Annotated in this window: 15 protein-coding genes; 5 read left to right on the forward strand and 10 right to left on the reverse strand. The window is 68.5% G+C overall.

The window, feature by feature from the left end; translation table 11 throughout:
• Nucleotides 1–2 precede the first annotated feature (2 nt).
• From LTV02_RS14640 to LTV02_RS14665, 6 genes are all read right to left on the reverse strand, one after another.
• Entirely contained in the window at nucleotides 3–872 is an 870-nt protein-coding gene (locus tag LTV02_RS14640) for an MlaE family ABC transporter permease (RefSeq protein ID WP_067709858.1), read from the reverse strand.
• Nucleotides 872–1702, reverse strand: coding sequence for an MlaE family ABC transporter permease (locus tag LTV02_RS14645; RefSeq protein ID WP_084534745.1), 831 nt, complete (start codon nucleotides 1700–1702; stop codon nucleotides 872–874). Before LTV02_RS14645 ends, LTV02_RS14640 begins: the two co-directional genes overlap by 1 nt.
• Before the next feature lie 275 nt (nucleotides 1703–1977).
• Entirely contained in the window at nucleotides 1978–3276 is a 1299-nt protein-coding gene (locus tag LTV02_RS14650; RefSeq protein WP_233040518.1) for an NAD(P)/FAD-dependent oxidoreductase, read from the reverse strand.
• 70 nt (nucleotides 3277–3346) lie between these two features.
• A complete protein-coding gene (locus LTV02_RS14655) occupies nucleotides 3347–3529 on the reverse strand; it encodes a rubredoxin (protein WP_067709868.1) in 183 nt (60 codons plus the stop codon).
• Nucleotides 3522–3710 carry a rubredoxin gene (locus LTV02_RS14660; RefSeq protein ID WP_067709870.1) on the reverse strand — a complete coding sequence of 63 codons (189 nt, stop codon included), beginning with the start codon at nucleotides 3708–3710 and terminating at the stop codon, nucleotides 3522–3524. Before LTV02_RS14660 ends, LTV02_RS14655 begins: the two co-directional genes overlap by 8 nt.
• Complete coding sequence (locus LTV02_RS14665; protein ID WP_233040519.1) at nucleotides 3710–4930, reverse strand: alkane 1-monooxygenase; 1221 nt, start codon at nucleotides 4928–4930, stop codon at nucleotides 3710–3712. Before LTV02_RS14665 ends, LTV02_RS14660 begins: the two co-directional genes overlap by 1 nt.
• Nucleotides 4931–4995: 65 nt before the next feature.
• Here LTV02_RS14665 and LTV02_RS14670 point away from each other — a divergent pair, with 65 nt between their 5' ends.
• The gene (locus tag LTV02_RS14670; RefSeq protein WP_233040520.1) at nucleotides 4996–5667 is read left to right on the forward strand and encodes a TetR/AcrR family transcriptional regulator; all 672 of its coding nucleotides are present in this window, start codon (nucleotides 4996–4998) and stop codon (nucleotides 5665–5667) included.
• A gap of 52 nt (nucleotides 5668–5719) precedes the next feature.
• Nucleotides 5720–7819, forward strand: coding sequence for an SUKH-4 family immunity protein (locus LTV02_RS14675; protein ID WP_233040521.1), 2100 nt, complete (start codon nucleotides 5720–5722; stop codon nucleotides 7817–7819).
• 10 nt (nucleotides 7820–7829) lie between these two features.
• Here LTV02_RS14675 and crcB read toward each other — a convergent pair whose 3' ends face one another.
• Genes crcB through LTV02_RS14690 form a run of 3 tightly spaced genes read right to left on the reverse strand, consistent with a single transcriptional unit; the run spans nucleotide 7830 to nucleotide 10126 of the window.
• Entirely contained in the window at nucleotides 7830–8192 is a 363-nt protein-coding gene (gene crcB / locus LTV02_RS14680; protein WP_233040522.1) for a fluoride efflux transporter CrcB, read from the reverse strand.
• Complete coding sequence (locus LTV02_RS14685) at nucleotides 8189–8689, reverse strand: fluoride efflux transporter FluC (protein WP_233040523.1); 501 nt, start codon at nucleotides 8687–8689, stop codon at nucleotides 8189–8191. Before LTV02_RS14685 ends, crcB begins: the two co-directional genes overlap by 4 nt.
• A gap of 57 nt (nucleotides 8690–8746) precedes the next feature.
• The gene (locus LTV02_RS14690) at nucleotides 8747–10126 is read right to left on the reverse strand and encodes an ABC1 kinase family protein (protein WP_233040524.1); all 1380 of its coding nucleotides are present in this window, start codon (nucleotides 10124–10126) and stop codon (nucleotides 8747–8749) included.
• Between the two features lie 206 nt (nucleotides 10127–10332).
• Between LTV02_RS14690 and LTV02_RS14695 the strand changes: the two genes are divergently transcribed.
• Nucleotides 10333–11883: an acyl-CoA carboxylase subunit beta gene (locus LTV02_RS14695; RefSeq protein WP_067709879.1), complete on the forward strand. Its 1551-nt coding sequence runs from the start codon at nucleotides 10333–10335 to the stop codon at nucleotides 11881–11883.
• Between the two features lie 108 nt (nucleotides 11884–11991).
• Here LTV02_RS14695 and LTV02_RS14700 read toward each other — a convergent pair whose 3' ends face one another.
• Complete coding sequence (locus LTV02_RS14700) at nucleotides 11992–13344, reverse strand: lipase family protein (RefSeq protein WP_233040525.1); 1353 nt, start codon at nucleotides 13342–13344, stop codon at nucleotides 11992–11994.
• Between the two features lie 406 nt (nucleotides 13345–13750).
• On the opposite strand from LTV02_RS14700, the gene LTV02_RS14705 reads away from it, so the two are divergent.
• Both LTV02_RS14705 and LTV02_RS14710 read left to right on the forward strand, forming a co-directional pair.
• Nucleotides 13751–14857, forward strand: a complete 1107-nt coding sequence (locus LTV02_RS14705) for a baeRF2 domain-containing protein (RefSeq protein ID WP_233040526.1) — start codon at nucleotides 13751–13753, stop codon at nucleotides 14855–14857.
• A 27-nt stretch (nucleotides 14858–14884) separates the two neighbouring features.
• A complete protein-coding gene (locus LTV02_RS14710; RefSeq protein WP_233041939.1) occupies nucleotides 14885–15208 on the forward strand; it encodes a hypothetical protein in 324 nt (107 codons plus the stop codon).
• Nucleotides 15209–15212: the final 4 nt, after the last annotated feature.

Genomic DNA, 15212 nt, shown 5'->3' on the forward strand with positions numbered 1-15212 from the left:
GACTACCCCGAGATCCGGATGCCGACGTCCAGGCCCCAGATCACGATCGTCAGGATCATGTCCAGGATGACCACCAGCACCAGGCTGGCGCGAATGGCGCGACCGGAGGCCCGGCCCACGCCCTCCGGGCCGCCGCTGGCGTAGAAGCCCTGGTAGCCGTGGATGAGAATGATGGTGACCACGAAGATCGTCGCCTTGATCAGCGAGGCGATCACGTCGCCGGGTTGCAGGAAGGCGTCGAAATAGTGGTAGTAGGTGCCGGAGGACTGCCCGTGCAGCACGTTCACCACGGTCGCGCAGGACAGGTACGACAGGATGAGCGTGAGCAGGTGCAGCGGCACGATGGTGATCACGCCGGCGATGACGCGGGTGGTCACCACGAACGGCATGGGCCGCAGGCCGATCGCCTCCAGGGCGTCGATCTCCTCGGAGATGCGCATGGCCCCGATCTCGGCGGTCATGCGGCAACCCGCCTGCGCGGCGAAGCCGATGGCGGCCACCATGGGGGCCATCTCCCGGGTGTTGGCGTAGGCCGAGACGAAGCCGGTGAGCGGGCCCATGCCGACCATGTTCAGCGCGGTGAAACCCTCCACGCCGATGGAGCCGCCGACCGCGATGCCGAGGAACGCCAGCACCGCCACGGTGCCGCCGCCCACGATGATCGCCCCGGAGCCCCAGGTGATGTCGGACAGGATGAGCATGGTCTGGCGGCGGTACACCCGCAGTGTGTGCGGGACGGCGGCCAGCACCTCGTAGACGAAAGTGGCTTGGTGGCCGAGGGATTCGAAGACGCCCATCGGCGCCTGCACGCTCTTGCCGGCCAGCCGGCCGACCTCGCCGAGCGGTTGATAGCGCGCGGGTACTTGAGTCATCAGCCCACCTGCGTCGGGATGAACATCGAAACCAGCTGGGTGATCACCAGATTCACGCCGAAGGCGGCGATCACGCCGATTACCACGGCCGCGTTCACGGCATTGGCGACGCCCTTCGGACCGGAGGTGGCCTCGAGTCCGCGCTGGCACGAGACGATCAGCACGATCACCCCGAAGATGATGGATTTCACGATGGCCACAGCCAGATCGCTCATTTTCGCGAACGCCGCGAAGGCGCTCAGATAGCTGCCGGGCGTGACGCCCTGGAAGCCGACCGCGATCACGTAGCCGGTGAACACGCCCATGAAGATGATCAGCATGCAGAGCAGCGGCGTGAGCGCGATCATGGCGGCCAGCCGCGGCGCGACGAGCCGCCGGATCGGGTCGATTCCCATGGTGCGCAAGGCATCCACTTCATCGCGGATGGTGCGTGCGCCCAGATCCGAGGCGATGGCCGAACCGGCCGCGCCGCCCAGCAGCAGCGCGGTCACCATGGGCGCGCCCTGCCGGATCACGCCGAGCCCGCCGGCCGCGCCTGAGACAGAGCTCGCGCCGACCTGCTGGGTCAGGCTGCCGACCTGGACGGCGACGATGACGCCGAACGGAACCGCCACCAGCACAGCGGGTATCGCGGTAACGCTGACGATGAACCAGCCCTGTTGTAGCGTCTCACGCCACGGATGCCGCAGTTTCACGATGTCGAGCACCAGGTAGCGGAAGGCCGCCACCGCCAGCTGCAGCGTTCGCCCGAATGTCCGCAGCCCCGAGAGCACGAACTCGACGGCCGGCCGCACATACGGCTCGGGCCCCCGAATGACCTTGTCGACCAATGTCTACCACCCCACGTCCCCACTGTGGTCGAGGTCGTACCGGCGCTCCTGTCCGCCGGTATCGACTGGCCGAGACAGTAATACACATTTCGGACTGACGTGTCAGTCTTCACGAATATTGTTGCTCTGCTTGACCTTGTGAGCGTTTCTGGTGCAAAATGCCCAGCTCAGAGAAATGCGGGTGGCGAAATGCGATGTTTCAGCAAGTGATCGGCAAATGAGAATGCCGCCGAACCGACTGTCTGGTTCGACGGCATTTCAGTTATTGCGAGGGGTTAGCTCGTCAGCTGTCCCAGAGGGATATCGGCAGCGTCCGGCGCGCGCCCGGCGGTGATCGATTCCCGGGCGGCGCGGAAGTCCGCCGGGCAGCCCACGGCGACCGCGCCGACCACCCGATCCGATCGGGCGGCCAGCACCATGAACTTGCCCTCGGCGACCGAACCACGAAGCAGCAGTTCGTCTTCCGGGGCGATGCGGCCCGCGAACTGGAGGTTGACCCCGTACTGCATGGACCAGCCCCACGGCACCTCCAGGGGGCCGGGAGCCAGGCCGAGCATCGACCGCGCGACGGCGGCGCCCTGGGCCTGCGCGCTGTTCCAATGCTCCTCGCGCCGATGGCCGCCCAGCTCCGGGTCGAACCGGGCGGCGACATCGCCCGCGGCGAAGACGCCGGGAGCCGAGGTCCGGAAACGCTCGTCCACGCGGATTCCGTCCGAGACATCCAGACCGGCGGCGACCGCCAGGTCCGTATCCGGGACCGAACCGATGGCGACCAGCGCCGCGTCGGCGGTCCAGGTCCGGCCGTCGACGGCGGTCGCGAGCACGCCCGCGGGGGTGCGCCGGAACGCGTCCACGGGGGCCAGATCGGCGAGCAGGACTTCCGAGTGCAGCTCGACGCCGTTGCGCGCGTGCATGTCTCGATAGAACTCGCCGACCACGGCGGGGGCGACGCGATCCAGCGGACGCCGGGCGGCGTCCAGCATCGTCACCCGGGCGCCGAGGGCGCGGGCGGTGGCGGCGACCTCACAGCCGATAAGCCCGGCGCCGACGATGAGCAGCGACTTGTCCGCCACCGGGGCGTCCGGCGGCGCGTCGCCATGCCCGGCGGAGACATAGCGGCCGGACGTCCGCCCGGTGATCGCGAACCGCAAGGCGTCGGTGTCCGCGCTGCCGCGCAATGTGTGCAGTACGGACCGGCCGTCCGCCACCACGCCGTCCGACTGCCGGGGCAAGGCTCGCGGACGCGCGCCGGTGGCCAGCAACAGGCTGTCGTACCCGAGCTCGGAGCCGTCCGTCAGCCGCACCCGCGCGCCCGCCGCGTCCACGCTCGCCACCGCCGTCGCGGTGCGGATATCGACGGCGTGCGCATGCCAGAAGTCGGCCGTCTGCAACAGCATCCGGCTCTCGGTGGCGGTGCCGGCGAGCAGTTCCTTGGACACCATCGGGCGGCGATACGGCAGCCCGGATTCCGCGCCTAGCAGCACGATCTCGCCGGTGTATCCCTCGGTGCGCAGGGTGCGGGCGGCGGTCGCACCCGCCACGCCCGCCCCCACGATGACGATGCGCTCACTCACGCTGTGTCCTTTCGCGCATGAGCGGAGCGCTCCGTGGTTACGCTTCGCTGCCGCCGCCGCGCCTGACCGCTCATGCGCGGCTGACCTCGACCATCTCGAAATCGACCTTGGCCGCGCCGCAATCGGGGCAGGACCAGTCCTCGGGGATGTCGGCCCAGCGGGTGCCGGGGGCGATGCCGTCCTCGGGCCAGCCGAGTTCCTCGTCGTATTCGAAGCCGCACTGCAGGCAGCGGAAGAGTTTGTAGTCAGTCATGGGGGTGTCCTGTGTCGGCGGAAACGGATTCGAAGTCGAGCTTTTCCCGCACGCCGCAGTCCGGGCAGCACCAGTCGTCCGGAATCGAGGACCAGGGGGTGCCGGGCGGGAAGCCTTCGCGGGGTGCGCCTTTCGCCTCGTCGTAGACGTAATCGCAGACGGGGCAGCGGTATTCGGACATCAGTGGGCTCCGTACCGCGCCAGCACGCGCTCGCGCTTGCCGGGCTGGATGTTCACGCGGGTGATATCGCCGCTGTAATGCTCGAGCACACGGTGATCCATCACCTTGCGCCAGAGTGGCGGGAGGTATGCCAGACCGATCATGGAGGCGTAGCCGCTGGGCAGATTGGGCGCGCCGTCCATACTCCGCAGCGTTTGATACCGACGCGTCGGATTCGCGTGATGATCGCTGTGCCGCTGCAGGTGGTACAGGAAGATATTGGTGACGATGTGGTCGGAGTTCCAGCTGTGCTCGGGCGTGCAGCGCTCGTAGCGGCCGCTCGCCGTCTTCTGCCGCAGCAGGCCGTAGTGCTCGAGGTAGTTCACGGTCTCCAGTAGTGAGAAGCCATAAACCGCTTGCAGCACCAGGAACGGCAGCACCGCCGGCCCGAAGACGGCCGCGAGCACGCCCCACAGCGCCACCGACATGAGCCAGGCGTTCAGCACGTCGTTGTGAATCGTCCACGGGCGCTTGCCCAATCGCTCCAGGCGCTTGGCCTCGAGCTCCCACGAACTGCGCAGGCTGCCCCAGACGCTGCGCGGCAGGAAGCTCCAGAAGGTCTCGGCGAAGCGGGCGCTGGCGGGATCCTCGGGGGTGGCCACCCGCACGTGATGGCCGCGATTGTGCTCGATGTAGAAGTGCCCGTAGAAGGTCTGCGCGAGGGTGATCTTCGACAGCCAGCGCTCGAGTTCGTCCTTCTTGTGGCCGAGTTCGTGCGCGGTATTGATGCCGACGCCGCCCATCACGCCGATGCTGAACGCGAGCCCGATCTTGGAGAGCAGGCTCAGCCCGCCGTCGATGCCGAGCCAGGACAGGTCGCCCGCGGTCCACAGATAGCTCGCGAACACCAGGCTGAGCAGCTGGAACGGAATGTAGACGTAGGTGCAGTACCGGTAGTACTTGTCGTTCTCCAGGTACTCCATCACCTCGTCCGGCGGATTCTGCCCGTCCGGCCCGAAGAAGCGGTCCAGCAGCGGCAGCAGCACGTAGACCAGCAGCGGGCCGATCCACCACCACACCGACGCCAGCGGCGCGCTCCAGCTGAACTGGTTGAACGCCCACACCAGGGCGGCGGCGAGAAATATCGCGGTCGGCGGCACCAGGCCGAACAGCCAGAGGTAGCGCTTGCGGTCACGCCACTGCGGCAGGGCGCGCGACTCTTCGATTCGAGACGTCGTCATTGTCGATCTCCTGAGCGTTTACACTTCTTGTCGAAGTGTATCCAGTAGATACACTTGTCCTCGGAATGTCAACGGACGAGACGAAAGGGCAGCTCATGTACGCTCTTCAGGTGGCCGACACGCCGAACTTCCAAACCGAGATGCGTCAATTGCTGCGCGAGCGAATCATCGAGACCGCCCGCCGCGTGGTCGTCACCGAAGGCTGGGGCGCGGTGAACATGTCCCGCCTCGCCAAGGAAGTCGGCGTCAGCCGCCCGGTCATGTACAAGGAATTCGCCAACAAACACGACCTGGCCGAAGTGGTGATCCGGCAGGAACTCGACGTCTTCCTGATCGGCATCGCGCAATGCCTGGCCGCCCATCCCGCCGATTCGACCGCCGGCATGATCGCGGCGGTCGACTTCACGCTGCGCACCGGCGCCGACAACACCCTCCTCAAAGCCGTCCTCAGCGGCCGCACCGGCGCCGACACCAGCCTGCTCCCCGTCCTGATGACCGAACCCGAACCGGTCCTGGGCCGTGCCATCGAAGCGGTGGCGGCGGCCCTGCGCCTCCAATACGAATTCGTCACCGTCTCCGACACCGACCTCGCGGCAGCCTCGGAAACCCTTGTCCGCCTGGCCCTGAGCCACCTGTTCCAGCCCATCGGCCCCATCGAGCGCGCGGTCGATCAAATCGCCGCCGTCATCAAGGCCGTACTGGCCCCCGCCCTCGGTACTCCACCGGCAGCAGCCTGACCCCTCGCCACTCCAGGTCGAGTAACTCGTCCGGTCTCGTGCACAATGACCTGTGCTCGAATCACAACTGCTCGACGGCGAACCGGGATTGTTCTACGTCTGCGGCCCGGCGGGTAGCGGTAAGACCAGGCTGCTGGAGGAACTGGCGGCACGCACCGCGGATGCGATTCTGGTGGACGCCGCTGGGCGAGACGCGGATTCGGTTGTCGCGGAATTGGTCGAGCGGTATCCGTCGCGGCGCGGCGGGGTCGATCTGATGGATCTGATCAGCGCGGCGCGCAATGACCGGACGAGCCGGACCGTCCTCATCGCGAATGTGCATCGGGCGGGCACGCTGTTGTCGGGCGGCTCACCGGGGTTGCTACGGGGGGTGGTGCGCTGGTTGCGAATCGCCACGCGCGAGGGACGGCTGCGCCTGGTCGTGGAGTCCGAGGTGGCGCCGGATCTCACCGATCCGGTGGAGGCTCGGCGAACCACGGTGGTAGAGCTGCCCCCGGGTATCGAGGCGTCAGCCCGGTCAGTCGATGCCATTGCGGCGGAGGATGTTCCGGCGCTGCGAGCGCTGGCGCACGCACAATTGGCGCGCCTTCCCATCGACGGCTGGGCGCTGCTGTGCCGAGCCGCTGGATTGCCGGTGACCGCCGAACAACTCGCGAAGCGACTGCCAGGCTTCGGGCATCTGGAGCAGGACGGCGACGGGATCGGATTCCGTTCCTTCGCCATGGCGCGCGAGCTGCGCGAGGGCTACGGCAACGGTACCGCCCTGCATGCGCGGATGACGGAAGCGCTGATGGCCGGTGCACTGACCAGCGACTGGGAACGCCGATCGCTGCCCGGGCACGCCGCGGCCGCGGGACTGTTCGACCAGCTCCTCGCCGACGCCCGCGTGCTCGCGCACATCCCTTACGACGCGCTCGTCGAGGGCTTCCGCGCCTGTTATCCCGACGGCATCGAACAGGGCAGTCATGCTGCGGCACTGCACTATCTGACCGGCTACGGGCTGGCCGGAGCCACCCAAGGCGAATGGGTCGCGCACCTGGCGCACGACGCCGTCGCGCGCGGGGACCGGGAACGAGCCCGGGCACTGGCCGAATTCAGTCCGGAGCCACTGCTTTTCCACACGGTCTGGTCACGATTGCGGCTTCCGGGCGATCGAACCGTGCCCGGACCTTGGCATGAGAACGATCTCGAAAACGTTGGCGCCCTGGAATATCGGGGCCGAGCGGCGGTGGCGTCCGAGGACGAGGACGAGGTGGGATTCGTGCTGGCCGCCGACACCGGCGAGCTGCTGGCGGGTCCGGTGCCGGACGCCCTCGAGCATCCCGAACTGAGTGCCGCGTTCGACAAGCACGACCCGGAAGCCGGGCAGCTCGCGATATCCGCGGATTGGCGGCGCACCAGCTTCCGCCGCGACGGCGAACTGCTCGGTATCCTCCACCACCCCGCGGCCGATTACGCGGCGATGACCGCCGACACGGTGGTGCTGATCGGGAAGCAGGGCGCATACGCCGTGCGCGTGGACACCGCCCGGCTGCGCCCCGGCCCCGACAAGGCGCTCCGGCCGATGATCGGCGCGCACGGCCGCATCCTCCCGAAACCCTTCGACCCCGCCCTGTTCGCCGATCCCCGCCGCCTGCTCGAGCAAGTCTTCGGCCCCGAGCACATCCACCGCCGCGACGATCCGCCCGCGACCATCACCCACACCCCCACCCGCCAGACGATGACCGGCACCGGCCTCCCCCACATCGAATGGCTGCTCGGCATCACCCTCGACCCGACCGGCGAATTGCCGACGCGCCCTTGGCAATCGATCCCGGAAGCCGCGCAACCCACGGACAGCGGCCCCTTCCACCTACTGGGCGACTGGCTCGGCGTCCCCCTCCTCCTCGACGGCAGCTCCGGCCGGGTACTACGCATGCTCCGCGCGGACTCCCCCGCCTACTTGTTCCCCCGCGACCACCTACTCGGCACCAGCCTCGAACAGTTCGTCCTCATGCTGGCCCTCCTCCAGCACTACCTGCGCATCTACCGAGCGGCGGGCTCGGAACGCGAACAGGTCCTCACCGAATTGCGGGCTCTGCTCCCCGCAGTCGATCCCCTCGCCAACTCCGACTCCTGGCAGCACGTACTGCATTTCGACGAATGGCATTGAGCCGGATCGTTCAGCCCAGCAGAGCCTGGGTGCAGGTGTAACCGAGCAGCGCCGCCCCCAGACCGGCGAACAGGCTGGCGGCGACATTGAGTACGGCGTACAGGTAGGCGCGCTGCTCGGCGAGCCGGACGGTCTCGTAGCTGAAGGTGCTGTAGGTCGTCAGCGCGCCGCAGAACCCGGTGCCCAGCAGGGTGATCCACGGTGTGGAGAGAGCGGCGCCCGTCAGCGCACCGAGGGTCAGGCAACCACAGAGATTGACGATGAACGTGCCCCACGGGAATACGCTGTCGTGCCGGGTTTGGACGGCGCGGTCGGTGAGGTAGCGCAGCGGCGCGCCGACCATGGCGCCGAGGATTACGAGCAGAGCGTTCATCGCACGACTTCCTCTCGGCGCCAAACCTTTCGAGCGACCGCCCGAGTGAGCGCGACGGCGGCGCTGGTCGCGAGCAGCGCGCACAGCAGCGTCGCGGTGAAGTACGCGAACGCCGTCGACGCCGAATCCGGTTGCAGCAGTGCGCGAGTGTCGTTGGCGTAGGTGGAGAACGTGGTGAACCCGCCGAGAATGCCCACCCCGAGGAAAGGCCGCACCAGCGGATGCGCGGCCCCGATCTCGGTGACCACGACCATCAGCACCCCGATCAGAAAACACCCGATCACATTGGTGACGAACGTGGCCCACGGAAACCCGCCCACCGGCGTCGGCCACAACAGCGCGAGCCCGTACCGCCCCAGCGCACCGACCGCACCACCGGCGGAGATAACCGCCAGCACCGCGCCATGCGTCCGCGACAATTCCGCCCGCTGCCCGGGTTCGTGAACATCGATATCGGGGTCGATCGCCCCACCCGCCGGGTTCACCTCACCACTCACAGTCGTCTCCTGATTTCGGATTCGCGGGTCCGGGCGCGCGGCGGGTGCTCGCGGATATCAGTCGGCGGGGAGTTCCTCGCCGGATTCGGCCAGCTTCGTGGCGACTTCGGCGGGGAAGACGTTGCGGAAGAGGAACAGGTCGCGGCCGAGTTTCCAGCCGGGGGCCAGGGCTACGGCGTAGCGCTCGAAGTAGCCGAGTTGCTTGCCCATGAGGATGAGCTGCTGGGGGCCGGAAGCGCCGCGGCGCTTGCCGAATTCGAGGAGGCGGGCGGAGACCACGCCGAGGTCGAGTTTGTCGAGGCTGCCGGACAGGACGGGGCCGAGGGCCACGGCGAGCTGACGGCCGATGGTGGCGTCGTCGCCGCTGTCGTCGGAGACCAGGTCGAGTTTGCGCAGCGCCCGGGCCACGGGGCGGAAGTCGTTGTCGATGGCGCTGGCGTAGAAGAGCGCGCGGACGAACTCGCGCCATTCGGTTTCCATCTTGCCGACGATGCCGAAGTCGAGCATGGCCACGCGGCCGTCGTCGAGCAGCCAGAGATTGCCGGCGTGCACGTCGCCGTGGAAGAGACCGTGCACCGCAACCGATTCCATCCACGCCTTGACCAGGCGGCGGATCAGCAGCTCGGAATCGGGGTGGGCGGCGCGGATGTCGTCGAAGCGGTCCAGGGGCATGCCGCGCATGCGTTCCATGCACAGCACCCGGGGGGCCGTGTAGTCCCAATACACCTCGGGGATGGCCACATTGGTGTTGTCGCCGAACGCCGAGAGGTTCTCGCGGGCGCGCGCCTGATTGTCGGCTTCGATGAGGAAGTTCAGTTCGGCGACCGTGGCCTCGTACAGATCGCGCACCACCGCCTGGGTATTGGCGACCCGGGCGTTCTCCGACCGCTTCTCCAGGGTGCGGGCCAGGCGCATGGCGGCGCGCAGGTCCACGATCATGCGGCGGCCGATCTCCGGGCGCTGCACCTTCACCACCGCGGGCCGCCCGTCGCGCAGCACGCAGGCGTGCACCTGGGCGATGGATGCCGCCGACAGCGGTTCGTCGTCGAACTCCAGGAACAGCTCGGAGATCGGCTTGCCCAGATCCGCCTCGATGATGGCGCGCGCATCGGCCGACGGGAACGGCTGCACATCGTCCAGGCAGCGCAGGCAGGCATCGGCCAGATCGCGCGGGAACGCCCCGGGCGAGGACGCGATGAGCTGACCGAGCTTGACGAACATGGGCCCGAGGGTTTCGAAACCGTTCACCACCCCGTCGGCCGCCGCGCGCTTACGCTTGGACGGGCGCAGCCCGCGGCGCAGCACATTGCCGGTGACGGATCCGCCCAGGACCAGGCCCACTATGGCGGTGCGCTTCCACTCGGAGAAGCCGAACGTGTCCAGGTCAGGCCGGATCACCTCGGGCGTCGACGCCCGCGCTGCGGTCGGTGAGCTCACGGGGCGCAGTGTAGCGCTGCGTGCGCCCGGGAGCCGACTGTGGTGGGCGACACTCGAATCCGCCCAGGTGCCCGGGGCCTTGTTACCCAGGAGTTCAGTGGTTGATCGTGAGCCGCACCAGGTACCGTGCATGGTCGGGCCGCGATCCGGCTCGACAGGGCCGCGCTCGGCTCTCCTGATGAAGGCGGAAAGGCAAGACCTAAGTAATGACGGGTACAGCGGAAAAGCTGGCGGAACTGCGCAAGCTCCTGGAGATCGCCGAAGAGCCCACCGGTGAAAAAGGCATCCAGAAGCGGCTAGCCAAAGGCATCCCCAGCGCCCGAGAACGGGTGCACATGCTGCTGGACCCGGGCAGCTTCGTCGAGATGGGCGCGCTCATGCGCCAGCCCGGCAATTCCAACGCCTACTACGGCGACGGCGTGGTCACCGGCCGCGGCACCATCGACGGCCGCCCGGTCGTGGTCATCTCCCACGATCCGACCGTCTACGGCGGCTCGGTCAGCGAGATCTTCGGCCGCCGCGTGCGCCTGGTCATGGACTTCGCCTACAACAACGCCTGCCCGGTGGTCTGCATCAACGACTCCGGCGGCGCCCGCATTCAGGACGGGGTCACCTCGCTCGCCTGGTACGCCATCATGTGCCGGCTGCAGGAGGACCTGTCCGGTTACGTGCCCATGATCGCGGTCATGCTCGGCAAGTGCGCGGCCGGTTCGGTGTACGGGCCCATCAATATGGACGTCCTGGTCGCCACCGAGGACTCCTACATGTTCGTGACCGGCCCGGAGGTCATCAAGGCGGTCACCGGTTCCGTGGTCACCGCCGACGAGCTGGGCGGCGCGCGGGCGCTCGAGCGCAACGGCACCGTGCATCACGTCGCCAAGACCGAGCAGGCCGCCTTCGACTGGGTCCGCGACTACCTGAGCTTCCTGCCCTCGAGCTGCCTGGAGCAGCCGCCGGTGATCAACCCCGGCCTGGAGCCCGAACTCACCGATTCCGATCGCGAGCTCGACAAGCTCATGCCCGATGCCGACAAGACCGGCTACGACATGCACGAGGTGCTGCTGCGCATCTTCGACGACGGCACCTTCCACGAGGTGAGCGAGAAGTCCTCGGCCAACCTGATCACCGGTTTCGCGCGGGTGGACGGCCTGCCGGTCGGCGTCGTCGCCAACCAGCCGCTGGTACTGGGCGGCGCGCTGGACGCGGCCTGCTCGGACAAGGCCGCGCATTTCATCCGGATCTGCGACGCGTTCAATATCCCGCTGGTCTACGTGGTCGACACCCCGGGCGTGTTGCCGGGTGTGGACGAGGAGCGCAATCACGTGATCAAGCGCGGCGGGCGCATGTTCCGCGCGCTGATCGAGGCCACCGTGCCGATCGTGACCATCGTGACCCGCAAGGCGTACGGCGGCGGTTACGCGGTGATGGGCTGCAAGCAGCTGGGCGCGGACATCAACCTGGCGTGGCCGACCGCCCGGCTCGCGGTCATGGGCGCGGAGTCCATGATCCCGATCGTCGGCAAGCGGCAGCTGGAGGCGACCCCGCCGGAACAGCGAGAGGCGGTGCGGCAGAACATGATCGACTTCTATAACCTCACCGTCGCCACGCCGTGGACGGCCGCCGAGCGCGGGTACATCGACGCGGTCATCGAGCCGTCGGCCACCCGCCTGGAGATCCGCAAGGCGCTGCGGCTGCTGCGCGACAAGGGCGCGGTGCGCAAGCCCAATCCGCGCAAGCACAACCTGTACCCGATGTGATCGGAAACCTGTAGAGCGAGAACGAATCCCGCCCCCGGCCGTGCGGCCGGGGGCGGGGTCGTCGGGTGGGGATGATGACGCCGGCGAGGCAGGCGTTCGGGCGGCGGTTCAGCACTCGTTGGGCGCGGGCACGCCTTGCAGGCGCTGATCGAGCCAGTTCAGGGATTCCGGATATCCGGTGACGGCTCCGATGATGTGCTCGCCGAAGACGCTGCGGTAGACCGCCGTCGCACCCAGCGCGCACTGCTCGGCGTAGAGCTTCTTCGCTCCTTCCGCGGGCACCCACCACTCCTGTTCACCGTTGTAGATGTACAGCGGCACAGCCGATTTGCGCCCCTCGATCCGGCTCAGCCGGTAGATCTCCTCGGCCAGCTCACTGCGCAGCGGGTCCGGGTAGTTCGCGGCGATATCGATGGGCAGTTGCAGCAGGCCCGGCCACGAATACGACGACATGCACAGATCCTTCAAGGCCGAGACCGCGGCCCACTGCGCCAAATGGTTCATGCGGGAGAGGATTTCGGGTCGCTCCCGGCCGATGGCGAAGGTCGCCGCCATGAACACCCCCGAGGCGAGATTGGCGTTCATGCTCCGGGACAGGATCTCGAAGTCGGCCGGGACGCCGCCCAGCGCCGCGCCCACCACCACCTCGGCCAGTTCCGGCGCGTAGTCGTTCATCAGCTTGACCGCGCCGTGGGTGGCGATCGCCCCGCCGGAGTAGCCGACCATCGCGAATCGGCTGTCCCCCAGCTGGATCGGCATATGGTTGCGCACCGCCCGGATGCCGTCCAGAATCGCGTGCCCCGCCACGTACGGTTCGGCGTAGGCCATCCGCGGCCCCTCGTGGTCCACGATCAGCACCGCGTATCCGCGCAGGATCGCCAGCTGGGTGGTCGGCAGCAGATACTCCGCCAGATTCGTCTTGCTGTTGAATCCGCGCGAGAGCGTGTAGCTCGGATTGCAGTCCCGCCCCAGGGCATTGATCGGCAGATTGTTCACCAGCACCGGCCGCCGCCCCGCCCCGGTCCACTCGCCGAACGGAAGCACCAGTGTCGCAACCGCATACGAGGGCAGGTCATGGGAATCGGTGGTGCGGTACTTCAATTGCAGCACCTGCTGCACCGGCGTGATCAGGGTGGGCCCGCCCGTCGCGGTCACATCCCGCCAGGCCACCACGTCACCGGGGGCGAGTTCGTCGAGCCCCGCGGGCCAGTCGTCGACGAACCAGTCACCGATGGCCGCGGGCATGGTGGCGGCGCGGAAAGCCGCCAGGTCCGGGGCGATGCCGCCGGCCGCGACCAGCGGCGCTTGCGAGGCGGGCAGCAGCGGCGGCGCGGGCACCAGCAGGTCGATCCACTGTTGCAGGCCGGGCAGGTCGAGCGCCGGCGGATTCGGCGGCTCCGGCGATTGCCCGCCCGTATCGACCGGCTGCGCCTGCGCCTGTGCCGCGAAACACCCGATCATCAAGGCGGCGAAAAGAATTCGCAGACAGCGAAGCACAGCACCCCCAACAGATCGACGGTTGGACGTCCCCTCATCCTGAACGCGCACGAGCCTAATCGGGCAGCGCGGTGCGACACTCCGTAGTCGTCGGTTCGAGGCCACATCGAGACCGGTCCGTGCCGATAATGCGACTGCCAGGTATTTGCCGACCGCCGGACCGGATGCGGCTTCGGGAATCAGCGAACGCTCGGGCCGCCGGTCCGGCGCGGCGGCCCGGCCCCGGAGCCTGGGCGAGCCGTCGAATACCGCCGTTTTCGCCCGAACGACCAGTCCGAATGTCCGATTCATTGCGGTGAGCCGGTGAAAAACTCCGTGCCCGAACAACTTTTGCAGGATTGCCCGGAAAAAGCGGGGGTATCCGACCAATGTGACCAGGACAAGTCTCCGGGAACTGATCGATCGGCGCGGTCCGTTCGTCTCGGTGTACTTCGACAGTTCGCAGGCTGTCGGAGACACCGCACGGCAGACCGAACTCCGATACCGGTCCGTTCGCGAAAAGCTCAGCGCCGCAGGCGCGTCCGAGCAACAGCTCGGGGCGCTGGGGATCGCGGTGGCGGCGGGTCCGCCGGCACCCGGACGGTCGGGGCGAGCGCTCATCGCCGATCAGCGCACCGTGCTGGTCGACGAGCAGCTGCCCGTCCCGCCGCCCAGCGATATCGTGCGGGTCTCTCCCCTACCGCACCTGCTACCGCTGCTGGAACAGCGCGCACCCGTGATTCCGCACGTGGCGGCCCGGGTCGAACGCGCCGGGGCCCGCCTGTACGCCGTGGACCGGCACGGCGACACGGTGGCGCATATGACCGGTTCGCTCGGTCAGCCGCCATTGCCGGCCCGCGGCGTGCGCGGGCAGCGCGCCATGCGCCGGCGCGGGCCGGACGCCGTCGGCCGCACCCTCGATATCGTGGCCGCGCGCATGCTGGAACTGGCGAACCGGGTGGACGCCATGCTGATCCTGGTGGCCGGCGAGCCCACCGTCCGGGCCGGATTGCGCACCGCGGTGGAGATCCGCCTGGGCGCCGGCACCACCGTGGACGGCGATCCGCCCGACGCGCGCCACCGCCGCCTGGTGGAGATCGACGCGGAGACCGAGACCATTCCCGAGCAGGTCCGCAAGAACGTCACCGAGGCCGCCGAAACCCATTGCGACGCGGTCCTGGAGCGCTATCGCACCCAGCGCGCCCGTTTCGGCGGCCCCACCACCGGCGGCCTCGCCGAGACCGCCGCCGCGCTGCGCGAGGTCCGCGTCTCCTGTCTGCTCATCGACGGCGGCGGCCTGGACGAGCGCCGGGTGCTGGTGGGCGCGAGCCACACCGACGTGGCGACCAGTGCCCACGATCTCGACGGTCCGGCCGAGGTGCGCCGGGCGGACGAAGCGCTACCCGTGGCCGCCTTGGCGGGCGGGAGCGAAATCCTGCCGCTCACCGGGCGGCTCACCCTGCCGGACGGCGTCGGCGCGCTCCTGCGCGAGCACTGACCGCCGCATCGACCGAGGAGGAAAACCATGCGAAACCGCCTTACCGCCACGGAACCCGTTACCCCGCAGCCGGATCCGGCTCCCCAGCCGACGCCGACGCCGCAGCCGAATCCGGGCCCCCAGCCGACGCCGGACCCGCAACCCCATCCGCAACCGGTTCCGACCCCGCAGCCGGGCCCCTTGCCGCATCCGCCGCCGAACCCGATTCCGCCGACGCCGCCGCAGCCGCCGCTCCCGCAGCCCGAGCCGATTCCCGGTCAGCCGCAACCGGAGCCGATTCCCCCGCAGCCGCGCCCGGAACCCGTCCCGCCGATTCCGAGCCCTTCGCCGCCACCGCCGAATCCGGTGTGAGTCA

The organism is Nocardia yamanashiensis, from assembly GCF_021183565.1.
GTDB lineage: Bacteria > Actinomycetota > Actinomycetes > Mycobacteriales > Mycobacteriaceae > Nocardia > Nocardia yamanashiensis.